This window comes from Cystobacter fuscus (assembly GCF_044360685.1).
GTDB lineage: Bacteria > Myxococcota > Myxococcia > Myxococcales > Myxococcaceae > Cystobacter > Cystobacter fuscus_C.
On the sequence record NZ_CP043491.1, the window covers coordinates 5,591,523 to 5,615,971 of the forward strand.

Here is a 24,449-nt window from a genome sequence, read left to right on the forward strand (position 1 = left end):
CGAGTCAACGCCGGCATCGCCTCCGGCTCCAGCCAGGGGCAGCGTCTCGCGGTGGATCAGGCCACGGCGTGAGGCCGTGGACGGTGGATCTGCCAGGACAGGGCCATCAACCCCAGCACCAGCACGAGGCCCAGGCGCACCAGGCCATTCCACCCCAGCACCGACAGCAGGGCCCCGGACGTCAGCGATGCCAGGCCGCTGGCGGCGAACACGCATAGATCATTGATGCCCTGGGCGCGGAAGGACTCGGCGCCCGAGCGGCTGCGCGCCACCAGGGTCGTCGCGGTCACGAACACGAAGCACCAGCCCACCCCGACCAGCGCCAGCCCGATCAGGTGCCCGCCCAATCCCTGGACCCAGCTCACCAGGAAGCCCACGAGCAGGAACAGCAGCCCCAATCCCTGCACCCGTGCGATCGACATCCGCTTGAGCAGGGCGCCGATCGACAGCGACGGCAGGTACATGCACAGCAGGTGCAGTTGGATGACCCAGCTCGCCTGCCGGATCATGTACTTCTCCACGCCGCACATCTGCAGGGGCGTGGGCACCATGAGCAGGCTCATCACCAGGAAGGCGCCAGCGCCCATGGCCACCATCGGCCAATACAACTCGCGAGCCCGTGCGTCGGAGGCGGTGGAGGCCGCCGCCACGGGCGTGGCCTGGGGCTGCTGGTACAGCACCAACGCGAGCGCGCCCAGCACCTGGAGCAGCGCCAGGGTCAGCAGGGCCCAGGGCACATAGTCGGCTGTCCTTCCCTCCAGGAGGCTGAAGAGCGAGATACCGGGAATGATGCCCGCGGCGCTGGCGAGCTGGATCCGGATCAGCAGGCCCGGGGCCCTGCTGCTCTGCTGCCCCTCGAGGATGGCGAACCGGTACTGCTGGACGAAGGCGCCTTGCAGGCCCACGCCCAGGACGGCCGCGCAGAACAGCCAGAAATCCATCTGGTGCACCGCGTGCGCGGCGAGCACCAGGCAGCCGGCTCCCAGCAGCGCCGCGGCGATGAAGCACGGCTTGCGTCCGAATCGGCGCATGAGCTGGCTGGCGGGCCAGGTGCCCAGGGACGCGGACAGCACCAGCACGGCCACCGGCAGGGTCGCCATCCGCATGTCCATCGCGAGCCCCTTGCCCACCAGGCCGCCCACGAACTGGATCGCGGCCACGCTGGCGATCCCCACCACCTGACACAGCAGAAGGACGCCCGTGTTGAGGGACGGAGCGGACGCGGCCCACGGAACGCGAAGGCTCAACACGCGCGCTCCGCGTCGGGTGGCGCCGAGGACGGAGCCTCCTCCTCGAGCGCCGCGATCTCCTCCAGGGAGAGGCCCATCCTCTGGTGGAGGAAGCGCACCATGGTCCAGTGCGGCAGGGCCCCCTCGTCGAAGGGACCGAACTCCTCGCGGTACAGCGGCAGCCAGCGCAAGGCCTCCTCCAGCATCCGCTCCCGGTTGGGTTGCCCCTGCTGGTAGTCCTCGTACGGCAGGCTGCGGTGGTGGATGAAGAAACGTCCCGGGAGCCGCTCCTCGCACAGCTCCCGGTACTCCCGGGTCTGGAGGATCAGATAGTGCCAGACCTCGTCGATGGCCTGCTCCACCGGCAGGAACAGCCCGACCAGCCGCTCGGGGTAGCGCGAGAGCAGATACAGGTACCTCAGGCATTCGAGGAGCTGACGCTCGACGTACGCGGGCTCCTCGCCGGTGGTTCGCACGAAGTGCCGGACCACGCCGGAGTAGAGGGGTTCTCCGAGCAGGGCCTTCAGCGCGGCGGGCGTCACCTTGGCGGCATGGGGCTTCACGGCTCACCTCGTCCAGTCATCTCATCCTCCCGTACCAGCCACGCATACTTCCCGGACTTGCCGATCGCGATGTGCTCGCGATGCTCGAGAACGCACTCGAGCCCGGTGGCCTCCAGGATTCCCCGCCGCAGCGCCTGCGCCGCGGCCGGCTCGATGGGCCCGCCGTCGAAGGTGGTGTACAGCAAGCGCGCCCGCCGGGGCGCCTCCAGGTGGAGCTGATAGACGAAGATGGAAGGTGTGGCGTCGGCGATCCAGTCGTCGAGATCGGCCTGGGAGATCACCCTCCCAGGCTCGAGCCGCAGCAGTTCCTTCTCCCTCCCGCAGAACCGGCGGATCCGCAGTGGATCGGGGGAGCCATCGCTCGTCTCGGCGCAATCGCCCGAGCGATAGCGGATGAGCGGCATGTAGGGGTTGCGCAGGCTGGAGACGATGATGCTGTAGATCCTGCTGCCCTTCTCGACGGGGATCAGCTCCAGGTGCATCTTGTCGAGGTAGGGCCAGTACCGTCCGTGACGATCATTGTAATACAGATAGCCCAGCTCGGTGCTGCCAAACAGGTCGATGATCGGGCACTCGAAGTGCCGCTGCAGGAAGCGCTGGACGTTCCTCGGCGTGTACTCGTAGGCGTGAATGATGCTGGCCGGCTTCGGGAAGTGCTGCCACAGGCCCCAGTCCAACGCCTTCCGCACCAATTGCGCGAGGTGGTAGCTGTCGCAGTCGAGGTGATACCAGCCTCGCGGGTGCGCCTGCTGGATGACGCGCAGCTCTTCAAGCATGCGCTCCACCTCGCCGCGCTCCCAGAGCGCCGGGTCGAGCCGCAGGTTGAGATAGAGCGTGCGCGGATCGAGCCGCCGCTCCTCGAGGCTCGGAAGGGCGGAGGGCTCGGCGCCGCGCTTCCTCGCGTTGAGCCGCGCCACGTGCTCGGTCGCCAGTACCGTGGTGATCGACACGCGCTGGCAGTCCTGTTTCCAGGTGTCCGAGATGTCGGGATGCTCGCTCCAGAGCTGGTAATACGATTTCAACAGGAAGAAGGGCGGGCGGATGATCTGCATCCGCGCGTGGTTGGTTCCCGTCGAGAGCACGAACTCCGCCGCGCCTTCCTTCAGGGCCTCGGCGAGCCTCGGGGTCATCCAGTTGCCTGGGAAGCCCCTGGCGATCTCCGGCTTCTCCAGGATCGGGAAGTACCCCTGCTCGATCGACGGGCGATAGATGGGGATGTCCCGGACCTGATCGATCATCTCGGCGAAAGTCTGTTTATGGGCGTTCATCGGTTGAGTCTGGGGAAGACAGTCGAACGGGCCATCCAGAAGCGTTGCACCCACCCATTGAAAGGGCCGCGAGCGCGGCGGAAATCCACGAGGACGAGCATGTGCCCGCCGCGCTCGCGACCCAGGACAAGCCTCTCAGCTGATGCAGCCCGCCTTGGAGGAGATGCAGCCAGCCTTCGCGGGGCCGGAAATACAACCAGCCTTCGCGTGTCCAGAGATACAGCCAGCCTTCGCGGGACCGGAGATGCAACCGGCGTCCACCGCCTCCGCGGGCGAGTTGGCCTCGACCCACTGGTTCCACAGCTGATCCTGGGCGAGCTGGCGAATCAAGTGCTTCATTTGAACCTCCGAGAATGGACTGGTGGATGATGCGTGATTGACCACACTTCCACTGCTCGCACCCCGCTGCGATCGGGTGCTCCACGACCGGGCGGACCGGCTCTCTGGCTTCCTGGTCGCATGTTTGTTTTAAGGACCAATGACATGGTGGTCAAGGAGTTATTTTATTTCAATGATGACGCGAATTGTCATGAGTTCATGAGTTGCGGGTTTTGTTGCTGACTGGGAATCCGAGAAGACGGGAGGGGAGGGGGCGTGGGAAACGCTTCTCCTGCTCGCGTCAGGGTGAAGCCCTCGTAGCCCTGGGCCGCGATGGCCTCGCACTTCTTCCTGTAGGCCCCGACGCCGCCGGCATAGGGCAGCAGGACGCGTGGCTTGCCGGGAATGTTCGCCCCGATGTACCAGGAATTGGCCAGGGGGTAGAGCGTGCGGCCAGCCACTTCCCTGACGTGCGCGACCCACTCGTCCTCCGCCTGGGCGGTGGCCTCGATGCACTCGAGGCGGTGCTCCCGCAGGTAGGTGATGCAGTCGGTGATCCACTCCACGTGCTGCTCGATGGAGACGATGGCGTTGCCGAACACGGAGGGGCTGCCGGGGCCGGTGATGGTGAACAGGTTCGGAAAGCCGGCGATGGACAGGCCCAGGTACGAGCGCGGTCCGTCGGCCCATTTGCGTTTCAGTGACGCGTTGGCCCGGCCCCGGATGTCGATGTTGAACAAGGCGCCCGTGAAGGCATCGAAGCCCGTGGCGAACACGATGCGGTCCAGCGCGTACTCCGCGCCCTGTGTCCGCAGTCCCGTGGGGGTGATCTCCTCGATGGGCGAGGCCCTGACGTCGACCAGGGTGACGTTGTCCCGGTTGAAGGTGTCGTAATAGTTCGTGTCCACGCAGATGCGCTTGGTCCCCAGGGGATAGCCCCGGGGACACAAGGCCTCGGCGACGGCCGGGTCGCGAACCGTGGCTCGAATGCGGGAGCGGACGAACTCGGCGGCGGTCTCATTCGCGTCCCGGTTGGCCATCACGTCCGAGAACGTGGCGAGGAAGGACGTGCCGCCGTATTCCCAGCGCGCCTGGTACGCACGCTCGCGCTCCTCGGGTGATACCTCCAGGGCGGACTTGGGGTTGACCTCCATGATGACGCCGGCACGCGTCTCGCGGGCCTTGCGCCGGTACTCGGCATAGGTCGCCTTCATTTGCGACACGTAGGCCGGGTCCAGGGGCGCGTTGCGCGCGGGCACGCTGAAACTCGGGGTCCGCTGGAAGACGTAGAGGTGGGAGGCCTGCTCGGCGATGATGGGAATGACCTGGATGCCGGACGAGCCCGTGCCGATGACGCCGACGCGCTGGCCGGTGAAGTCCACCCCCTCGTGCGGCCAGCGGCTCGTGTGGAGCCAGGAGCCCTGGAAGGTGTCGAGCCCCTTGAAGTCAGGCACCTTCGTGGCGGATAGGCACCCCGTCGCCATGATCAAGAACCTGGCGGACACCTGGGCGCCGCCGTCCGTCTGGATCGCCCACCGGTGCGCCGCCTCGTCGAAGACGGCCGTCGTCACCCGCGTCTCGAACTGGATGTCCTGGCGCAGCTCGAACCGGTCCGCGACGTGGTTGAGGTAGCGCAGGATCTCCGGCTGGGTGGCGTAGCGCTCGGTCCACTTCCATTCCTGCTCGAGCTCGTGCGAGAACGAGTAGGAGTAGTTCATGCTGTCGATGTCGCAGCGCGCCCCCGGGTAGCGGTTCCAGTACCACGTGCCGCCCAGGTCGCCGCCCGCCTCGTAGACCCGGACCGACAGCCCGAGCCGGCGCAAGCGGTGGAGCATGTACAGGCCCGAGAAGCCGGCGCCGACGATGACGGCGTCGAAGTGGCTGGCGGGCTCCGTTCCGGGCTTCAATCGATTCGACTGCGCGTCTGGCATGTGGTCGTCTCCACTCGGTGAGCGGTTGCGACGGGCATGCTAGGGCGATTGGTTTTTGTGCAAAGGACTTCCGGGGTAATCACGGAAGATTTTTTCGCCGGAAAATGCCCCGTGGACTGCCCGGCACCCATGATGGTTGCGAAAGACAAATAATGTCAGACGCAATGGATCGACATCCGCCTGGGAGGCATGGCACGCCGCGTCAGTCGATTTTCTTCCAGGTGACCGATGAGTTTGTCGCCCTCCGGGGGTCTACACCCGCGAACCCCATTTGTTGGAGGCACCCATGACCGCGAACCGCTCCCCCCGGATGATCTTCGTCAACCTCTCCGTCCGCGACCTGAAGCGCTCGATGGAGTTCTTCAGCCGGCTCGGCTTCGAGTTCAATCCGCAGTTCACCGACGAGAAGGCCGCCTGCATGATCATCAGCGAGCAGGCCTTCGTGATGCTGCTGGCCGAGCCGTTCTTCAAGACCTTCACGAAGAACAAGATCTGCGACACGAGCACCCAGACCGAGGGCCTGTTCGCGCTGTCCTGTTCCAGCCGGGCCGAGGTCGAGCAGCTGGTGAAGACCGCGATCGCCGCGGGCGGCAAGCCTGCGATGGAGCCGCAGGACCAGGGCTTCATGTACGGCTGGAGCTTCTACGATCTCGACGGCCACCACTGGGAAGTCATGTGGATGGACCCGAAGGCCGCGGCGGGGCAGCAGTAGGCGCGCCGACGAGATTAGTTCTTCTACACGGAGTGGATACTCCCTTCCATCTCACACCGATCGATTGGTTTGACCCGAAAACAGGACGTTTTTAGGTCGAGGAGGCTGTTGAGAAAAGGGAGGTCCCATATGAAGACGCTCATCCTGTGCACCGCCGTCACCACCCTGGGCTTGTTCGGCTGCTCGCATTCGCAACAAGCCTCCCGCTCGAGCGCGAACGCGCTTCCCTACCACCAGCACTTCAAGCACGGACAGGGGACGACCCTGGCCAACTGCTCGGATGAGCAACAGGCTGCTCGCTCGAGCGCGAACGAGCTGCCCTACCAGCGGCACTTCAAGCACGGCCATGGGTCGGCCGATCAGTCCTCGTCGCAGGGCGAGTGCCCGCCCGAGTCCTCGAACGCCGAGAAGTGAAGTGAAGGGCTCCGGTCCCCCGCGCCGGTGAGCGGGGAGCCCCAGGCCATGCCCCTCGTGCGGCGTGGCCCCTCGTCACGTCCCCCCTTCGTGAAGGCCCTCGGCCCATGGGCGCTCCGCCCGGGCCTGGAGTGGCCTCGCGCCGGGGGGAGGGCGTCCCCCGCGAAAAAAAAAGAAGAAGGGGAGTGACGGATCCTTCCGGACGCGGTGTTCCATGCCGCCGAAAGAGGGAGGCGTCAGTCCGTTGGCCATCGATGTCGAGGCTTATTACCGCCGTTACGGCCCCCAGGTGCTCCGGCGCTGCCGCTTCCTCCTGCGCGATGAAGAGAAGGCGGTGGATGCCATGCACGACGTATTCGTTCAGCTCCTGCGTCATCGGGAGGACTTGAGGAACAGCGCTCCCTCGAGCCTGCTCCATCAGATCGCCACGCGGGTGTGCCTCAACCGGCTGCGCGGCGCCCGGCGCCGCCCCGAGGACGCCCACGACGAGCTGGTGCTGCGTATCGCCTCCGCCGAGGACACCGGGGCACGCGCCGAGGCCAGGGGCCTGCTGGACTGGCTCTTCGGCCGGGTGCCCGCCTCCAGCCGGGACATCGCCGTCCTCCACCTGGTGGATGGGATGACGCTGGAGGAGACCGCCCGCGAGGTGGGGTTGTCCGTCTCCGGGGTGCGCAAGCGCCTCCGGACCCTCTCGACCGTGCTCCAGGAATTGGAGGCCGCATGACTTCCCCCCACCGCACCCCGGATTGGTTGTTGGAGCGCATCGCCCTGGGCGAGCTGCCTCCGGAAGAACTGGCCGCGGCCCGCGCCCGTCTGGCCCAGGAGCCCGAGGGCGAGGCCCGTCTGGCCGCGCTCGAGGCGGACAACCGCGCCCTGTTGGAGCAACTGCCCCCGTCCGTCGTGGCGCGCGAGGTGGAACGCCGCGCCCGGCGGGCCGAGGCTCGCTCACTCGAGGCGAGCCCCTGGCTCAGGTGGCGTCCCGCGCTCGCCCTGGTGCCCGTGCTGGCCGTGCTCCTGCTCGTGGTGGCGCGTCCCGGCACGAGGCCAGGAGAGCTGGAGGGAGAGCGCGCCGAGGAGACCCGCACCAAGGGTCTGCCGCCGCAGCTCGGTCTGCACCGCCTGGCGGCCCAGGGCCCGGAGGCGCTCGCCCAGGGGGCCCTGGCCGCACGAGGGGACGTGGTGCAGGTCTCCTACGTGGCCGCGGGGGCCCGCTTCGGCGTCATCTTCTCCGTGGACGGCCGGGGCACCGTCACCCTCCATGCCCCCGAGAGTGGCTTGGACGCCATGCCACTCGAGCCCTCGGGGACGCACGCGCTGCCCCAGGCCTATGCGCTGGATGACGCCCCCGCCTTCGAGCGCTTCTTCTTCGTCACCTCGGACGATCCCTTCTCCTTGGAGGAGGTGCTCGCCCCCGCCCGCGTGCTCGCCACGTCGGACGGGGCGCGCACCGCGCTCCTCCCGCTCGCCGAGCGCTTCCGGCAGGTGTCCTTCACCCTCGAAAAGAGTTCCCCATGAGCCGAATGATCTCAGTCCTGTTGTGGTCGGCCCTGCTGTTGGTCTCCACCGTGGCCGATGCGGCGCCCGCCAACACGGGGGTGCGCCGGCTGGCGCTCCTGGTGGGCGTCAATGACGGAGGGCCCGAGCGGACGCGTCTGCGCTACGCCGCCACCGATGCCCAGTCCTTCTCCCAGGTGCTGGGGGAGTTGGGCGGTGTGGCTGCCTCGGATCGGGTGTTGCTGCTGGAGACGGGCCGGTCCGGGTTGCTCGAGGGCTTCGAGCGGATGAAGCGCCTGGTCGCGTCGTCCAAGGCCTCGGGGGCGAGCCGGGTGGAGGTACTTCTCTATTACTCGGGGCACTCGGACGAGACGGGGCTGCTGCTCCAGGGCGAGCGCCTGACGTATGGCGAGCTGCGCCGCGCCCTGGAGGGCGTGCCCGCGGACGTGCGCATCGCGGTGCTGGACTCCTGTGCCTCGGGGGCCTTCGCGCGCCGCAAGGGCGGCTCGCCGCGGCCCGCCTTCCTCGTGGATGCCGGCAGCCGGGTGACGGGGCAGGCCATCCTCACCTCGTCCAGCGAGGACGAGGCCTCCCAGGAGTCGGACAGGCTGGGGGGCTCCTTCTTCACCCACCACCTCATCTCCGGGCTGCGGGGCGCGGCGGACATGACGCGGGATGGACGGGTGACGCTCAACGAGGCCTACCAGTTCGCCTTCCACGAGACGCTCTCGCGCACCGAGCGCACCCAGCGCGGCGCCCAGCACCCGGCCTACGACATCGAGCTGGCGGGCACGGGAGACCTGGTGATGACCGATCTGCGCGCGACCTCCGCGGCGCTGGTGTTGACCGACTCGTTGGAGGGGCGGCTCTTCGTGCGCGACGAGGCGGGGCGGCTCGTCGTGGAGGTGATGAAGGTGGCGGGGCGCTCCACGGAGCTGGGCCTGGCGCCCGGACGCTACCGGGTGCGGCGCGAGCTGGACGGCGGTTTGTCCGAGGCGGCCTTCGTGCTCTCCGAGGGCCGGAGCACGCAGCTGGTGTCCGCGAGCTTCTCCTCGGTGCTGGGCGAGGCCACGGTGTCGCGGGGCGGTCCGGTGGACGAGGTGGGGCAGGCCGTCCCCGGCCGCCGGCGTCTGGCCTTCAATTTCGGCATCGTGCCAGGGGTGAGCAGCAATGACTGGTTCGCGCGGGGCGCGGAGGTGGAGAACGGATGGGCGCTGGGCTTCATGAACCACGCCACGGCGCTGAAGGGCGGCGCGTCTCTGTCGGTGTTGTCGAACGCCTACGGCGACGAGGCGGACGGGGTGCTGGCCACGGCGGGAGTGAACGTGGTGGGCGGGGGCATGCGGGGCGTGCAGGCGTCCTCGCTCCTCAACGTCACGGGCCGGGATCAGCGCGGCGCGCAGCTCACGGCAGGGGTGAACACGGTGGGGGCGAGCATGCGGGGCGTGCAGGTGTCCTCGCTCCTCAACGTCACGGGCCAGGAGCAGGGAGGCGTGCAGCTCACGGGGGGAGTGAACACGGTGGGCGGGGGCATGACGGGAGGCCAGATCGCGGGGCTGTTGAACACGGTGGGCGGGACGATGTCGGGCTTCCAGGTGAGCGGGGCCGTCAACCAGGCGCGGAGCGTCTCGGGGTTGCAGCTCTCACTCGTCAACGTGGGCGGGGACGTGTCTGGCGCACAGGTGGGAATCGTCAACGTGGGCAAGGTGGTGCGCGGCGCGCAGGTGGGGCTCATCAACGTGGCCGACGAGGTGCATGGCGCGCCCGTGGGGCTGCTCTCCTTCGTGAAGCAGGGGCAGCTCCACCTGGAGCTGTGGTCGAGCGACATCCAGCTCACCAACGTGGGAGTGAAGCTGGGCGGCCGGCACGTGTACTCCACGTTCGTGGCGGGCTTCGATCCGACGGATCGGCTCCAGCGCTACAGCCTGGGGGTGGGGCTGGGCGTGCACATCCCCTTGGGCACGCGCTTCTGGGTGGACGTGGACGCGGTGGGCAGCAGCGTGCACCTGCTCCGCGAGCCCTTCGAGGGGAGCAACCTGCTGGCCCAGGCCCGGGCGATGGTGGGTTTCCAGATCTTCCCGCGGCTCGCGGTGTTCGCCGCGCCCACGTACAACGTCTACTTCGCCTTCTCGCCCGAGGAGCGGCGCGACATGACGCGGTTCACGGCGCGCGAGCGTCCGCTGGGCGAGGGCGGCTCGATGCAGTACTGGCCCGGCATCCAGCTCGGCCTGCGCATCTGAGCGGAGGGTGGAAAACCGCCTCGGGTGACATCCGCGTTGTCCGTTCCGAGGGCTCCCGTTAGCGTGCGGCGCGCATGGAACAGAGTGCACCAGAGGTACCGGCCGGAGCGCGGCCCTCGGCCCGGTTCGTGTGGGGGCTGTGCGCCCTCCTGCTGGTGCACCACTTCGGGCTGTGGGCTTGGACGGCGTGGCATCGCGGCTTTCCGCTGCTCGCGGGCCTCGACCACTGGGATTCGGAGCACTACAGCACCATCGTGACGCGGGGCTACGCCACGCCGCTGTGGGCCTTCCTGCCGCTCTACCCGATGATGGTGAAGTTCGTGTCCGGGGCACTGGGGGGTGGGGTGCCCCCGCAGGTGCTGGGCTGCGTGCTGTCCACGGGCCTGCTGATGGCGTTCGTCGCCTGGGTGCACTGGCGGGCCTCACGGCGGGAGGTGCTCTCGCCCCTCGAGCCCAGGACACGCTGGGGTTGGTTCTTCTTCCTCTTCAGTCCGGCCAGCTTCGCCCTGCACTCGCACCACACCGAGGCGCTGTTCCTCTTGCTGTCGCTCGGTGCCTTCGCTTGCGCTTGGGACGGGCACTTCTGGCGGGCGGCGGTGTTCGCGGGCCTGTGCGTGTGGACGCGCAACCAGGGGGTGTTCGTGGCGATCGTCACGGCGCTCCTGCTCGCCGAGCGCGTTCCGGGGAGTGCCCGCCAGCGCTTCCTCCGCTTCGCCGGGCTCGGGTTCCTGTCGCTCGCGGCGTATGGCGGGATGATCCTCTTCGAGTGGCGGGCGTCGGGAGATCCGCTGGCGCACCTCCATTCCCAGTCGAGCTGGCCCCATGTGGACTCGGTGTGGGGTGCGTTGCGGACGCTCTGGTTGGGCAACCCCCACCAGGACTGGGATCGCTGGGAGATTCCACGCGCCCTCTTCTCCTTCCTGTTGCTCGGGGGCTCGGTGGCCCTGGCGCGGGTGAACCGGCCGCTCGGCCTCTATGGGGTGCTGTCGTTCGCCGTGATGCTGCCGCAAGGCGAGTTCGCCAATGCCCTGCGCTTCGGCGCGGTGCTCTTCCCGGTGCTCTTCCTCCTGGGCGATGCACTCGCCGCGCGCCCCGCATGGCTGCGCTGGAGCCTGGCGATCCTCGCCTTCTGGGCCAATCACAAAATCACCCACGGCTTCGTGAATGGCTTCTGGGCCTACTGACTCCGGCGATCGATAAACAGAGGACAACCCGACCACGTCCGCGCCGATTTCTCCGTCGGGGGAGGGCCCGTGCTTCTGCTATGGCGCCCCGCCAGGAGGAACAATCGATGCGTTCTGGTCGTCCGTCCGTGGTGTCTGCTTCATCCGCCCTGGTGGGCCTGCTCGCGTGTGTCCTGGCGAGCGGCTGTGCCCACACCCCTCGCTCCGAGAACAAGGCTCGGGAGGCCCAGGATCAGGGGCCGGTGATCGCGGACACGGCTCAAGGTCAGGTGCGTGGCGCCACCCTCGACGGCATCCGCGTCTTCAAGGGCATTGCCTACGGAGGCCCCACCTCGGGCAAGAACCGCTTCATGCCCCCCACGCGGCCCGAGTCGTGGAGCGGCGTGAAGGACGCGCTCGCGTTCGGCCCGCGTTGTGCCCAGCGCAGCGCCATTGGCGCGAACGTGGCCCGCGAGGTCGTCTCGGCGCTCGTCACTCCCGACACGAAGGAGATGAGCGAGGACTGCCTGCGCCTCAACATCTGGACGCCCAACGTGGCGGATGGTGGCAAGCGCCCGGTCATGGTCTGGCTGCACGGCGGGGGCTTCGTCGAGGGCTCCGGCTCGGCCGCCCTGTATGACGGGAACGCGCTGGCCAAGCGGGGCGACGCCGTGGTCGTCACGCTCAACCACCGGCTGGGTGTGCTCGGCTACCTGTACCCGGGCGCCGCGGCCGGCGAGGCGTGGGCCTCCTCGGGCAACGCGGGCATGCTCGACATCGTCGCGGCGCTGCAGTGGGTGCGCGACAACATCGCCTCGTTCGGCGGCGACCCGGGCAACGTCACCATTTTCGGCGAGTCGGGCGGCGGCATGAAGGTGACGCTCCTGCTCGCCATGCCCACGGCGCAGGGGCTGTTCCACCGCGCCATCAGCCAGAGCGGGGCCATGCTGAAGGGGCTGGCGCCCGAGCCGGCGGTCGCGCAGGCCGGGGAGGTGCTCGCCGAGCTCGGCCTCAAGCCCGGCGACTTCGCCGCGCTGCAGGAGCTTCCCGTGGACAAGGTGCTGGACGCCCAGACCGCGCTGCTCAAGAAGAACCGGGGCTCGTTCAGCTTCAACTCGCCCTTCACCCCCGTGGCCGATGGGAAGGTCCTGCCCGGCCATCCGTTCGATCCCGAGGCCCCCGCCATCTCGGCCAGCGTGCCGCTGCTCATCGGCACCAACAAGGACGAGATGACGCTCTTCCTCTACGGACAGACGTCGCTCATGACCGATGGCATGGCGCGCATGGGTATGGGCCGGATCGCCGGGGAGGCGGCCGGTCCGCTCTTCGATCACTACCGCAAGCAATTGCCCGAGGCCTCGGCCAAGGAGGTGCTCATGGCCGCGGGCAGCGACATGTTCCGCGCGCCCTCGCTCCTCGTCGCCGAGCGCAAGGCCGCCCAGCAGGCCCCGGTCTACGTGTACCAGTTCAACTGGGAGACGCCCGTGCTCGAGGGCCGGCTCAAGGCCACGCATGCCCTGGAGATTCCCTTCGTGTTCGACAACCTGGAGCTGATGCCGAGCCTCACCGGCCGCGCCCCCGAGCGCGCGGGGCTCGCCGATCAGATGAGCACCGCGTGGATCGCCTTCGCCCGCTCGGGCAATCCCCAGCACCCGGGCATCCCCGAGTGGCCCGCCTATGACGCGGAGCGGCGCGCCACGATGATCTTCAACCTCCAGTCCGAGGTGCGGAACGATCCGGGACGCGAGGAGCGCCTGCTCTGGCGGGAAGTCCTCACGAAGTGAGTCCGGCGCCCGGAGGACTCCTTCCTCCGGGCGTCAGCGGCCCCTGGTTCGCGCTACAGTCCGCGAGCTTCCCCAGGAGGACGAGAGATGGGCTGCTGTCATCACTATCAGACGGTCGCGGAGGGCTGTGACTCGGCCTTCACGGTGGACACCTCGCGCGTTACCTTCGGCCGGGGCTGCCTGGCGGAGGTGGGCGAGCGGGCCCGGGCGCTCGGGATGACGCGCGTGGCGTTGTTCTCGGACGAGCGGCTCGCCCGGCTGCCGTTCTTCCAGACGGTGCTCCAGTCGCTCAAGGCGGCGGGCCTGGACGTGGTGATCTACACCCACGTGCACGTCGAGCCCACGGACCAATCCCTCCTGGAGGCGGCGCGCTTCGCCGCCGAGGCGCGGCCGGATGGCTACGTGTCCCTGGGCGGGGGCTCCGTCATCGACACCTGCAAGGGCGCCAACCTCTACGCCACGCACCCGGCGGACTTCCTCGCCTACGTCAACGCGCCCGTGGGCGAGGGGCGCGCGGTGCCCGGTCCGCTCAAGCCGCACATCGCCTGTCCCACCACCTCGGGCACGGGCAGCGAGGTCACCGGCATCACCATCTTCGATCTGCTGTCGCTGGGGGCGAAGACGGGCATCGCCTCGCCCCGGCTGCGGCCCACCGAGGCGCTCATCGATCCGGACTGCACCGCGACCCTGCCCGGCGAGGTGACGGCGGCCAGTGGGATGGACGTGCTCTCCCACGCCCTGGAGTCCTATACGGCGCGGCCCTACGTGCGCCGCCCCGCGCCCGCGCGGCCGAGCCTGCGGCCCATGAGTCAGGGGGCCAACCCCTGGAGCGATCTGGGCTGCCGCGAGGCGCTGCGCCTGATGGGGCAGTACCTGGAGCGCGCGGTGGCGGACGCGGAGGATTCCGAGGCGCGCGAGCAGTTGATGTGGGCCTCCACGCTGGCGGGCATCGCGTTCGGCAACGCCGGAGTCCACGCGCCCCATGGCATGGCCTACGCCGTGGCGGGAGCGGTGCGCGACTTCCGGCCCTCGGGCTATCCCCAGGAGGAGCCCCTGGTGCCGCACGGCATGGCCGTCATCGTCAATGCCCCGGCGGTGTTCCGCTACACCGCGGAGGTGAGTCCCGAGCGGCACCTGGAAGCCGCGCAATGGCTGGGCGCGGACGTGCGCGGGGCCACACCCGCGGACGCGGGAGAGGTGCTCGCGGGTCGGGTGCTCCAGCTCATGCGCGCGGTGGGCATGCCCAACGGGCTGAGCGGGGTGGGGTACACCGAGGCGGATGTCGACACCCTCACCGAAGGTGCCTTTCCCCAACAGCGCCTGTTGCAGAACGCCCCCCGGGAGATGAGCAAGCCCGTGCTCTCCGGACTGTTCCGCCAGGCGTTGCGCTACTGGTAACCCCGCGGAGACCACGCCCGTGTCCGACGCCGAGACCACCCATCACTACCGTTACTTCCTGCCCATCACCACGCGGTGGATGGACAACGACGCCTACGGCCACATCAACAACGTCACCTACTACAGCTACTTCGACACGGTGGCCAATCACTACCTCATCCACGAGGGAGGGCTGGACATCCTCGCGAGCCCCGTCATCGGCCTGGTGGTGGAGTCCAAGTGCTCCTACCACGCGCCGCTCGCCTATCCGGATGCGCTCCGGGCGGGGCTGCGCGTGGACAAGCTGGGCAATCGCTCGGTGACGTATGGCATTGGCATCTTCAAGCAGGGCGAGGAGCGGGCCTCCGCCCACGGCTACTTCGTGCACGTCTTCGTGGACCGGCACACCCGCAAGGCCGTCGCCATTCCCGAGCGCCTGCGCGCGGCGCTCGAGCGGCTCCTGCCGGCGTGAACGGGTGGGGGCGGGGTGGCCCCCGGTGCCTCACGGCTTGAACGTGTCCACCGCCCAAAGGGGTCGAACGGGGCGCGCGGCACCCTATACTCCCGCGCCATGAGAATCCTCTTTCACATCGTCCACTCACCTTATTCCCGACGTACCCGCCTCGCCCTCGCCGCCAAGGGGGTGACCGTCGAGCTGCGCGACGTGCGCGCCCAGCCCGAGTTCTTCGAGGAGTCCCGGCGGCTCTCCCCCCTCAAGACGGTTCCCGTGCTGGTCGAGGAGGATGGGCGGGTCATCGGAGACTCGACGGCCATCTCCCATTACCTGGACCGGGCCTATCCCTCGACGCCTCCGCTGTGGCCCACCGAGCCCGACGAGGCCCTCGCCGCCTTCGAGGTGGCCTCGCTCGCGGACGTGGCGATGAACACCCTGGTGGACATCGGGGGGCGCTATCACCCGCTTCGCACCTCCGAGGCCTGGGAGACCATCCGCACCGAGGCCGTGGAGCGTGTGCAGCGCGCGTTGGACACCCTGGGTCAACGGGCCGCGGCGCTCTCGCGTCCCACCTTCTCCCGGCGAGGTTGGTCCGCGCCGGACATGTGGTTGTTCACCGCGGAGCATTGGCTCGCTTCACTGCCCACGCGTGTGCCCACCGCCCCCGTGGCCGCCCAGATCCTCTCCCTGGGCTGGCGTCTGCCTCCCGAGCTCTCCCGCTGGGCCGATCAGCACCGCGACCGGCCCGACGTGCGCGCACTCGCGTAGCAATCGCGTTTTGGTTTCATTCGCGGATTTCCATGACAGACGGGAGCGATTCACCCCTCTTGTCTGTCTTTGTATCAGAAAACAAGAATGAAGCCTTTCACGGGTCCGCGTCTGGACTAAAGCCAGTCATGCGGTGTATTTTTGGTTTCATTCGCGGATTTCCATGACAGACGGGAGCGATTCACCCCTCTTGTCTGTCTTTGTATCAGAAAACAAGAATGAAGCCTTTCACGGGTCCGCGTCTGGACTAAAGCCAGTCATGCGGTGTATTAATGCTCTCACCGGGTTGGCCCATCTACCGGTCATCAATGAGAGGAGTTCACTGCGTGAGCCAGAATGTTCGTGGTTTCAAGTGGCTGGTGGGGGGCGTGGTTGGAATGTCCCTGCTGGGTGCGTGTGGCGCGCCGATGGAGGCAGGGGACACCTCGTCCGAGCTGAACGAGCAGGCGGTGAATGACATCGCGGTGAGCCTGTCGGTGGCGAGCCGGAGCCTGAGCGCTCGCGAGGACGTGGCGGTGACGGTGACCTTCACCAACGTGTCCTCCCAGCCGGTGCAACTCTTGCGCTGGTTCGTGCCCGGCACCGAGAGCATCAAGGCCGGCCTGTTCGAGGTGTCTCGCGATGGCGAGGAGGTGGAGTACATCGGCCCCCACGTCAAGCGCCGGGCTCCCCAGGCCGAGGACTTCATCACCCTGGCCCCCGGTGAGAGCCGGTCGGGCACCGCGCCCCTGTCGGGTGTGTATGACTTGAGCCAGAGCGGCACGTACTCGGTGCGCTTCGCCGCCCAGTCCACGAATCAGCACAACGTGGGGCTCACCCGCGCCGCCGCCCTGGACTCCAACTTCGTGAGCCTGTGGATCGAGGGCCGCCCGGAGCGCGAGCCGGAGCTGCAGGCCCAGGCCGTGACGGCCCAGGGACTGACCACCGCCAGCAACTGCTCGAGCACCCGTGCCTCGCAGATCTCCACGGCGTTCGCCTCCGCCAAGACGTACGCGAGCAGCGCGGTGAGCTACCTCAACGGCATCTCCTCGGGCACCACGCGCTACACCACGTGGTTCGGCACCTACTCGTCCACCAACGTGGGCACGGCCCGCTCGCATTTCACGGCCATCAACAACGCCTTCGCCTCCGCGGCGGTCACGGTGGACTGCAGCTGCACGGACTCGAGCTACGCCTACGTGTACGCGAACAAGCCTTACAAGATCTACGTGTGCGGCTCCTTCTGGAGCGCGCCGAACACGGGCACGGACTCCCGCGCGGGCACGCTGGTGCACGAGATGAGCCACTTCACCGTGGTGGCGGGCACGGATGACCACGCCTACGGGCAGAGCGCGGCCAAGAGCCTGGCCAAGTCCAGCCCCACCCGGGCCTTGGACAACGCGGACAACCACGAGTACTTCGCCGAGAACACCCCCGCCCAGAACTGAGGCGCCGGCCAGTCAAGCAGGGAAGGAACGGGAGCGGAGACGCTCCCGTTTTTTTTTGCCCGGCGGCCCGCCCCACTTCAGTCCGTGCGGAATGCTACAGGCCATGACCTCGATGTCGCGGCCCGTGCCGGGCTGATCTCGTTTTGCCTTCAAAGCTCCAGGTTCACATTAAGAACTATTTCTACGTCCTTCAGTACCTATACTGAATCCAAGGTTATCGTGTTATCATGCTCGCACCGGGATAGCCAAGCTACCGGTCCTTTTGAAAGGAATTGCTGCGTGAGCCAGAACGTGCGTGGTTTCAAGTGGCTGGTCGGCGGAGTGGTCGGAATGTCCCTGCTGGGCGCGTGTGGCGCGCCGATGGAGGGGGAAGACACCTCGTCCGAGCTGAGCGAGCAGGCCCTGGGCGACGTCGCGGTGAGCCTGTCGGTGGCGAGCAGCAGCCTGAGCGCCAGTGAGGACGTGGCGGTGACGGTGACCTTCACCAACGTGTCCTCCCAGCCGGTGCAACTCTTGCGCTGGTTCGTGCCCGGCACCGAGGGCATCAAGGCCGGCCTGTTCGAGGTCTCCCGCAACGGCGAGGAGGTGGCGTACATCGGCCCCCACATCAAGCGTCGCGCTCCCCAGGCCGAGGACTTCGTCACCCTGGCCCCCGGCGAGAGCCGGTCGGGCACCGCGTCCCTGTCGGGCATGTATGACCTGAGCGAGAGCGGCACGTACTCGGTGCGCTTCGCCGCCCAGTCCACGAATCAGCACAACGTGGGGCTCACCCGCGCCGCGAACCTCGACTCCAACCTCGTGAGCCTGTGGATCGAGGGCCGTGCGGAGCGCGAGCCGGAGCTGCAGGCCCAGGCCGTGACGGCCCAGGGACTGACCACCGCCAGCAACTGCTCGAGCACCCGCGCCTCGCAGATCTCCACGGCGTTCGCCTCCGCCAAGACGTACGCGAGCAGCACGTCGAGCTACCTCAACGGCATCTCCTCGGGCACCGCGCGCTACACCACGTGGTTCGGCACCTACTCGTCCACCAACGTGGGCACGGCCCGCTCGCACTTCACGAAGATCGCCAGCGCCTTCGCCTCCGCGGCGGTCACGGTGGACTGCGGCTGCACGGACTCGGCCTACGCCTACGTGTACCCGTCCCAGCCGTACAAGATCTACGTGTGCAGCGCCTTCTGGAGCGCGCCGAACACGGGCACGGACTCCAAGGCGGGCACGCTGGTGCACGAGATGAGCCACTTCACGGTGGTGGCCGGCACGGATGACCACGCCTACGGGCAGAGCGCCGCCAAGAGCCTGGCCAAGTCCAGCCCCACCCAGGCCTTGGACAACGCGGACAGCCACGAGTACATCGCCGAGAACAACCCCGCCCAGAACTGAGGCGGACGGGCAGAGAGAAGTTGAAGGAAGGGACGGGAGCGGCGACGCTCCCGTTTTTTTTTGCCAGGGGAGGGCCCATTCCGGGCTCCCCTCCCAGAGGAGAACACCCTGTTTATGACGCGTGGACATGTGGGTTGGGTCGCGCTGTGCTGTCTGGCGCTGAGTGGTGGTGGCTGTTCGTCTCGCCGCGAGTCCGCGGAAGGCAAGCCCCCGGAGCCGGCGGCGCCCGCGCAGCCCTCGGCCCCAGCACAGCCCTCGGCGCAGACGCCCCCCGAGACGCAGGCCCCCGAGCAGAAGGAGACTCCCGCCATGGCCACGGCCCTGGAGTGCAAGTTGAGCGTGCCGCCGAGCGCGACCGTGGGCCAGCCGGTGGAGCTGCTCTTCCAGCTCACCAACCGCACCGCGGCGCCGCTGTACGTGCTCTCCTGGCGCTCGCCGCTCGAGCGCGTGGGGGGACGTGACTTCGACATCACCCGCGACGGCGCCGAGGTGGCCTACCAGGGGCCGATGAAGAAGCGCGCCTCGCCCTCGCCGGACCAGTACCTGGAGGTGGCGCCGGGGGCCACGGTGGAAGGACGGCTCGATCTGGCCCTGGCCTATGACCTGAGCCAGCCCGGGCGCTACCGCATCGCGTTCCCCGGCCCGCTCATGGACGTCACCGACAAGCGGCCCGACACGGCGCGCGCGTTCGACGTCATGACCGCCCGGCCGGTGACGTGCGCCCCCGTCGAGACGACGCTCACCAAGCCCTGATTCGCGCGATGTCTCTGGCGCGCTCGCACCACATCCTCCATGGTGCGGACTTTACGCGGCGCGGCAAGGTGCCTCGCCGCCATCTCCGCCCCTGCAGTGAGGAAGAGGAATGAGTCGCGTCCTGGAGGACCTGCTGGAGCTCCTGAAGCTGGAGCCCATTGAGGAGAACCTGTTTCGAGGACGGAGCCAGGATCTCGGTTTCCGGCAGTTGTTCGGGGGGCAGGTGCTGGGACAGTCGTTGTCGGCGGCCAGCCAGACCGTGCCCCCGCACCGCCCCGTGCACTCGCTGCACGGCTACTTCCTGCGCCCCGGCGACGCCAGCATGCCCGTGGTCTACACCGTGGATCGGCTGCGCGATGGCGGCAGCTTCACCACCCGCCGGGTGGTGGCCATCCAGAAGGGGGAGCCCATCTTCACGGTGATGGCGTCCTTCCAGGGCGAGGAGGCCGGCTTCGAGCACCAGGCGAAGATGCCCGACGTGCCCGGCCCCGAGGGCTTCCCCACGGATCGCGAGCTGCTCAGCCGCAAGGCGCACCTCATCCCCGAGAAGATCCGCGACAAGCTCCTGTGCGAGAAGCCCATCGAGATCCGCCCGGTGACGCAGCTGGATCCCTTCGATCCCCACGTGCTCGAGCCCGCCAAGCAGGTGTGGTTCCGCGTCGACGGCGCGCTACCCGACGACTCGCGGGTGCACCGCTACCTGCTCGCCTATGCCTCGGACTTCAACCTCATCACCACCGCGCTCCATCCGCATGGCGCCAGCTACATGCAACCCCAGATGCAGCTGGCCAGCCTGGACCACGCCCTGTGGATCCACGGCAACCTGCGGATGAATGACTGGCTGCTGTACTCCATCGTCAGTCCCTGGGCCGGCAACGCGCGCGGCCTGTCGTATGGGCATATCTTCACGAGGGATGGCCGCCTGGTGGCCTCCGTGGCGCAAGAGGGGCTCGTGCGCATGCGCCCGCCGAAGTAGCGCCGCGTCCTTCGTGGCTCAGGCCGGGGAGGAGGGGCTCGCGGACCAGGAGCCGAACCAGCGTCCGCCCTGGGCATCCTGGGCGTGGGCCACCCCGCGCAGTCCGCCCTCCGTGCCCACCGCGCGGAAGTGCAGCGTGGCGCCGAGGATCCTCGCGTCGTGGAGGGAGAACGCCAGCTCCTCGCCCTCCACCTGGAGCGTCACGTCTTCCTCGAGGGGGGCGTCTCGTGGAAACAGGATGCGCACCTGCCCGGTGAGCCGCGTCCCCCGGGACTCCACCGAGAGCCACAGGGGCACGGGCGCCATCTCCAGTTCCGTGGGGTAGAGCGAGAGCGTTCCCCGCCACGTCCCCGTCACCCTCGAGGCGTCCAGCGGAGCACCGCGCGGTAGCTGGGGGAAGGCGAGGCGGGACGCGGTGGGGGTGGGGCCTTCGGGAAGCGCGGGGGCGAGTCCCACCTCGGAGCCCACCTGCTGGAGGTAGCGCGCGGTGTCCTCCGGCAGCTCCACCAACGTCTCGGTGCGCGAGGTGTCGAAGGCCGAGCCCGTCCAGGGTGCTCCGTCCAGGGTGCTCGGCGCGCCCAGGCAGGGCTGGTGGAACAGCGAGGCGTAGAGCACGCAGGCCGCCAGGTAGGTGCCCGCGGGTCCCGGGTGGTGGCCGTCCTCCCCGTATAGCTCCAGCTCGGGCCGCTCAAGCCGCACCCGCGCCCACGCCACCCCCACCGGCGCCAGCACGCCTCCTTCCTCGCGCGCGATGTGAGCATAGGCGCGCGTGAGCTCCTCCTGGGCGGGCAGGTCCGCCTTGCGCGACCACGTCATGTAGAAGACCGGGCTCGCGCCCACCGCCAGGCTCTCCCGCGCGAAGAGGCGGGCGTAGGGGTAGAAACTCACCTCGGGCTCGTTCATCCGCAGCGCTCCGTCGATGCGCAGGTGGCCCAGCAGGCTCTGCTCCTGCAGCACGACGTGGCTCCAGGCTTCCCCGCTCAGCAACTCCCGCGCCTCGCCCCGCTTCCAGTGCGACTCGAGCGTCGCGCCTCCCAGAAGCACCGCGCCCGTCTCCCACCGCGTCCCCGGAGACAGCGCCCGCACGAGGCCCCCCAGCATCGCCGGAAGATCGTTGTTGTAGGTGTAGCTGTTGCCAATGAAGAGCACGCGCACGGGGCCTCGGGGGCAGGGCGGGAAGTCGTTGGAGGTCTAGCCCACATAGACGGACTATGTGAATGGACGTAAGGCTATGCCTGAATAGACAGACATAAAATATAATATATTGTTTTGTTTTTGGTGGCCTGGTGATTGCATTTAAATATGTCTGTGTTTTGTTTTGGGAAAACACAGACATATTTATTGTCGATATTTATTGGCAATGATTGTCAGTAAATATCAATTGCATCTGTCTTTGCTACGGCGTGGCGGAGGCGGGCGTCCCCATGTCGACGAATTCCGGCAGCAGGAAGTCGTCCAGGGCGGGCACCTGGTCGATGAGGCCCAGGTCCACGAGCTGCCGTGCCAGGGTGTCCCACCGCTCGCGGCTCATGGTGCCCAGGCCCTTGGCGCGCGTCTGCTCGTTCTCGATGAGGGGCTTCTGGGCGCGCGACGCCTCGGCGAACGTCTCCGCGTCCATGGAGGTGTTGAGCTTGCCCATGACGGCGTTGGTGGCCGCGGGATCATCCAGGTAGGCCCGCCAGCCCTCGCGCACCGCCTCCACGAAGTCCTTCACCCGGGCCGGCTGCTCCTTCCAGAGCGCCCGGCGGGTGATGACCACGGCGATGTAGGGATTGAATCCCTCGTCGGCCACCAGGAACACGGTGGGCTCCGCGCCCTGGCGCCGCGCGGCGATGGGCTCCGAGGTGATGAAGCACTGCTGGCTGAAGTCCTTGTCCGCCACGAAGCGCGCCACGCCGCCGTCGTAGGGCACCACCTTCACCTTGTCGAAGCCATACTTCTTCTTCAGATACGCGGCGTAGGGCAGGCCCGGCTCCAGCGCCACCGTGCCCGAGGAGAGCAGATCCTTGATGCCCTTGGCCCCGCGCGACGCATGGGTCATGAGGCCTTGCGGCGCCGTCTGGTACACGGCGAACAGCGGAATCACATCCACGCCCCGCGCCCGGGCGGTGAGGATTTCATCCGCCCCGGCGATGCCGAAGTCCACCTGGCCCGACGCCACCATCTGCATCACCGGCACCCCGGCGCCGCCGCCCTGGATGCTCACGTCCATTCCGCGGCGCTTGAAGTGCCCCAGGTCCCTCGCGGCGTAGAAGCCACCGAACTCGGGCTCGGCCACCCAGTTGAGGGCCAGCTTCACCTGTGCCACCTGGGGGGCGGCGCTCCCCGCGTCCCCTCCCGCCGCCTGGGGCGCGTTCTCCTTCGAGCGCGAGCACGCTCCGGCCACCACGAGCAGCACCAGTCCACCCACGACTCCAGCCAGACGTCCTTTCACGTGTGCCTTCCTCTCCAATGCAAGGGTTTCTCACGGCCCCGACGAGGCCGAGGGATGCCAGCGTTTGAGCAGCCGGAAGCCCGTCAGGTTCACCGCGCCAAACAGCGCCAGTCCCAACACCGCCGCCGCCAGCACGGAGGCGAAGAGCAGATCCGTGCGCAGCTGCCGGTAGGCCGTCAGCACCAGGATGCCCAGGCCCGCGCCCTCCTCGGAGAAGCCCGCGACGAACTCGCCCACGATGGCGCCGATGACGGCCAGCCCCGAGGCGACGCGCAGTCCGGTGAAGAGTTGCGGCAGCGCCGCCGGCAGCTCCAGCTTCCACAGCGTGGCGAGCCGCCTGGCCCCGTACAGGCGGAACAGGTCGCGCAGCGCCGGCTCCACCGAGCGCAGCCCGGTGAGCGTGTTGGTGATGACGGGAAAGAGCGAGACGATGAAGGAGGAGATGGCCACGGCGCGCGTGCCCGGGCCGAACCACAGCACCAGCAGCGGGGCGATGGCCACGATGGGCACCGTCTGAAGGAAGAGCGTGTAGGGGTAGAGCGCCCGCTCCAACAGCCGCGAGGAGGCCAGGAGGATGGCGATGAGCACGCCCACTCCGGCGCTCAAGCCGAAGCCGATCAGCGCGGCGCGGCCGGTGGTGAGCGCCGCGTTCCACAGGGCCGACGCCTCGTGCGCCCCCGCGAGGGCGATGGCGGACGGGGGCGGCAAGAGCCAGGGGGCGATGCCGAACACCCGCGTCACCCCCTCCCACAGCGCCAGCAGCACCGCGAGCGCCACCAGGGGCGGCACCACCTGCCGTGTGAAGGCGCCGTTCATGCCAAGTCTCCTCGCTCGAGGGCTTCCTGGAGCAGGCCCAGCTCCCGGGCGAAGCCGGGCTCGGAGCGCAGGGAGGCGCGGCGCTCCGCGGGCAGATCGAGTTGCCGGTCCAGCATCACCCGCGCGGGCCGCCGCGACAGCACCACGGCGCGCTGGGCCAGGTAGGCCGCCTCCGAGAGCGAGTGGGTGACGAAGAGCACGGTCATCCCCAGCTCCTTCCACAGCGCGAGGAGCTGATCATCCAGCCGGTTGCGCGTCAGCTCGTCCAGGGCGGCGAAGGGCTCGTCGAGCAGCAGCAGCCGGGGGCGGGTGACGAGCGCCCGGGCGAGTGACACGCGCATGCGCATGCCGCCCGAGAGCTCCGCCGGGTAGCGCGCCGTGGCGTCCCCCAGGCCCACCTCGGTGAGCAGGGCCCGCGCCGCCGCGTGGCGCTCGGGGGCTGGCATCCCCGTCAACTCGAGCGGCAGCGCCACGTTGTCCAGCACCGAGCGCCAGGGCAGCAGGTGCGCGTCCTGGAAGACGTAGGCGATGGGGTTGCGCGCGCCCCGCGTGTGCTCGAGCGGAGGGGAGAAGGTGAGGGTGCCCGCGTCGGGCCGGTCCAGTCCCGCCACCAGCTTGAGCAGGGTGGACTTGCCACAGCCCGAGGGCCCCACCAGCGCCACGAAGGCGCCCGCGGCGATGTCCAGATCCATGCCCGTGATCACGGGCACTCCGCCCGGGAAGGTACGCCGCAGGCCCGAGAGCCGCACACGCACGCCCCCTGGGCCCTCATCGGGCGCCACGGGCGCGGGGGATTCCGAGGGGGTGGAAGTCATGAAGTGGCAGGGTTCTACCCGCCCCACGCGCCGAGGGCCAACCTCATCCGACTCCCCGGCGGCTGGCACGGCCCGCGCAGGGCCCCCATCCCGGTTCACGGACCCCCCGGGGCCCCGCCGGTCTCCCCGCGGG

Annotated in this window: 23 protein-coding genes; 14 read left to right on the top strand and 9 right to left on the bottom strand. The window is 68.5% G+C overall.

Annotation, left to right across the window (positions count from 1 at the left end; translation table 11 throughout):
- Positions 1-56 precede the first annotated feature (56 nt).
- The 5 genes from F0U63_RS22915 to F0U63_RS22935 all read right to left on the bottom strand — a co-directional run bounded on the left by F0U63_RS22915 (position 57) and on the right by F0U63_RS22935 (position 5,309).
- Positions 57-1,250, bottom strand: a complete 1,194-nt coding sequence (locus tag F0U63_RS22915) for an MFS transporter (protein WP_395848036.1) — start codon at positions 1,248-1,250, stop codon at positions 57-59.
- Positions 1,244-1,792: a glycine-rich domain-containing protein gene (locus F0U63_RS22920; RefSeq protein WP_395848037.1), complete on the bottom strand. Its 549-nt coding sequence runs from the start codon at positions 1,790-1,792 to the stop codon at positions 1,244-1,246. Before F0U63_RS22920 ends, F0U63_RS22915 begins: the two co-directional genes overlap by 7 nt.
- Positions 1,789-3,060 carry a hypothetical protein gene (locus tag F0U63_RS22925; RefSeq protein WP_395848038.1) on the bottom strand — a complete coding sequence of 424 codons (1,272 nt, stop codon included), beginning with the start codon at positions 3,058-3,060 and terminating at the stop codon, positions 1,789-1,791. The genes F0U63_RS22920 and F0U63_RS22925 overlap by 4 nt, the downstream gene beginning before the upstream one ends.
- 135 nt (positions 3,061-3,195) lie before the next feature.
- Positions 3,196-3,399, bottom strand: coding sequence for a hypothetical protein (locus tag F0U63_RS22930; protein WP_043434293.1), 204 nt, complete (start codon positions 3,397-3,399; stop codon positions 3,196-3,198).
- A 188-nt stretch (positions 3,400-3,587) separates the two neighbouring features.
- On the bottom strand, positions 3,588-5,309 hold the full coding sequence (locus F0U63_RS22935; protein WP_395848039.1) for a flavin-containing monooxygenase: 1,722 nt from the start codon (positions 5,307-5,309) through the stop codon (positions 3,588-3,590).
- A gap of 286 nt (positions 5,310-5,595) precedes the next feature.
- Here F0U63_RS22935 and F0U63_RS22940 point away from each other — a divergent pair, with 286 nt between their 5' ends.
- The 14 genes from F0U63_RS22940 (at position 5,596) to tesB (ending at position 20,251) form a co-directional block, all read left to right on the top strand.
- Positions 5,596-6,021 (top strand): VOC family protein, encoded by a 426-nt coding sequence (locus tag F0U63_RS22940; RefSeq protein ID WP_395848040.1) that lies wholly within the window; start codon positions 5,596-5,598, stop codon positions 6,019-6,021.
- 129 nt (positions 6,022-6,150) lie between these two features.
- Positions 6,151-6,435: a hypothetical protein gene (locus F0U63_RS22945; protein WP_395848041.1), complete on the top strand. Its 285-nt coding sequence runs from the start codon at positions 6,151-6,153 to the stop codon at positions 6,433-6,435.
- 244 nt (positions 6,436-6,679) lie between these two features.
- On the top strand, positions 6,680-7,159 hold the full coding sequence (locus F0U63_RS22950) for an RNA polymerase sigma factor (protein WP_395848410.1): 480 nt from the start codon (positions 6,680-6,682) through the stop codon (positions 7,157-7,159).
- Entirely contained in the window at positions 7,156-7,950 is a 795-nt protein-coding gene (locus F0U63_RS22955) for an ActD-like protein (RefSeq protein ID WP_395848042.1), read from the top strand. The genes F0U63_RS22950 and F0U63_RS22955 overlap by 4 nt, the downstream gene beginning before the upstream one ends.
- Entirely contained in the window at positions 7,947-10,169 is a 2,223-nt protein-coding gene (locus tag F0U63_RS22960) for a caspase domain-containing protein (RefSeq protein WP_395848043.1), read from the top strand. Before F0U63_RS22955 ends, F0U63_RS22960 begins: the two co-directional genes overlap by 4 nt.
- Before the next feature lie 74 nt (positions 10,170-10,243).
- Positions 10,244-11,353, top strand: a complete 1,110-nt coding sequence (locus tag F0U63_RS22965) for a mannosyltransferase family protein (RefSeq protein ID WP_395848044.1) — start codon at positions 10,244-10,246, stop codon at positions 11,351-11,353.
- Positions 11,354-11,460: 107 nt separating this feature from the next.
- Positions 11,461-13,116 (top strand): carboxylesterase/lipase family protein, encoded by a 1,656-nt coding sequence (locus F0U63_RS22970; protein ID WP_395848045.1) that lies wholly within the window; start codon positions 11,461-11,463, stop codon positions 13,114-13,116.
- 87 nt (positions 13,117-13,203) lie between these two features.
- Positions 13,204-14,514 carry a hydroxyacid-oxoacid transhydrogenase gene (locus F0U63_RS22975; RefSeq protein WP_395848046.1) on the top strand — a complete coding sequence of 437 codons (1,311 nt, stop codon included), beginning with the start codon at positions 13,204-13,206 and terminating at the stop codon, positions 14,512-14,514.
- A gap of 19 nt (positions 14,515-14,533) precedes the next feature.
- Positions 14,534-14,965, top strand: coding sequence for an acyl-CoA thioesterase (locus tag F0U63_RS22980; RefSeq protein WP_395848047.1), 432 nt, complete (start codon positions 14,534-14,536; stop codon positions 14,963-14,965).
- Between the two features lie 99 nt (positions 14,966-15,064).
- A complete protein-coding gene (locus F0U63_RS22985) occupies positions 15,065-15,715 on the top strand; it encodes a glutathione S-transferase family protein (RefSeq protein WP_395848048.1) in 651 nt (216 codons plus the stop codon).
- 326 nt (positions 15,716-16,041) lie between these two features.
- A complete protein-coding gene (locus F0U63_RS22990) occupies positions 16,042-17,142 on the top strand; it encodes a M35 family metallo-endopeptidase (protein WP_395848049.1) in 1,101 nt (366 codons plus the stop codon).
- Positions 17,143-17,421: 279 nt separating this feature from the next.
- A complete protein-coding gene (locus tag F0U63_RS22995) occupies positions 17,422-18,522 on the top strand; it encodes a M35 family metallo-endopeptidase (RefSeq protein WP_395848050.1) in 1,101 nt (366 codons plus the stop codon).
- Positions 18,523-18,636: 114 nt separating this feature from the next.
- Positions 18,637-19,275 carry a protease gene (locus F0U63_RS23000; protein ID WP_395848051.1) on the top strand — a complete coding sequence of 213 codons (639 nt, stop codon included), beginning with the start codon at positions 18,637-18,639 and terminating at the stop codon, positions 19,273-19,275.
- A gap of 109 nt (positions 19,276-19,384) precedes the next feature.
- Positions 19,385-20,251: an acyl-CoA thioesterase II gene (gene tesB, locus F0U63_RS23005; RefSeq protein ID WP_395848052.1), complete on the top strand. Its 867-nt coding sequence runs from the start codon at positions 19,385-19,387 to the stop codon at positions 20,249-20,251.
- A gap of 18 nt (positions 20,252-20,269) precedes the next feature.
- Here tesB and F0U63_RS23010 read toward each other — a convergent pair whose 3' ends face one another.
- The 4 genes from F0U63_RS23010 to F0U63_RS23025 form a co-directional block, all read right to left on the bottom strand.
- Positions 20,270-21,406 carry an SGNH/GDSL hydrolase family protein gene (locus F0U63_RS23010; RefSeq protein ID WP_395848053.1) on the bottom strand — a complete coding sequence of 379 codons (1,137 nt, stop codon included), beginning with the start codon at positions 21,404-21,406 and terminating at the stop codon, positions 20,270-20,272.
- Between the two features lie 241 nt (positions 21,407-21,647).
- On the bottom strand, positions 21,648-22,685 hold the full coding sequence (locus F0U63_RS23015; protein ID WP_395848054.1) for an ABC transporter substrate-binding protein: 1,038 nt from the start codon (positions 22,683-22,685) through the stop codon (positions 21,648-21,650).
- 30 nt (positions 22,686-22,715) lie between these two features.
- The gene (locus F0U63_RS23020) at positions 22,716-23,501 is read right to left on the bottom strand and encodes an ABC transporter permease (protein WP_395848055.1); all 786 of its coding nucleotides are present in this window, start codon (positions 23,499-23,501) and stop codon (positions 22,716-22,718) included.
- Positions 23,498-24,316, bottom strand: a complete 819-nt coding sequence (locus F0U63_RS23025) for an ABC transporter ATP-binding protein (protein ID WP_395848056.1) — start codon at positions 24,314-24,316, stop codon at positions 23,498-23,500. Before F0U63_RS23025 ends, F0U63_RS23020 begins: the two co-directional genes overlap by 4 nt.
- Between the last annotated feature and the right edge of the window lie 133 nt (positions 24,317-24,449).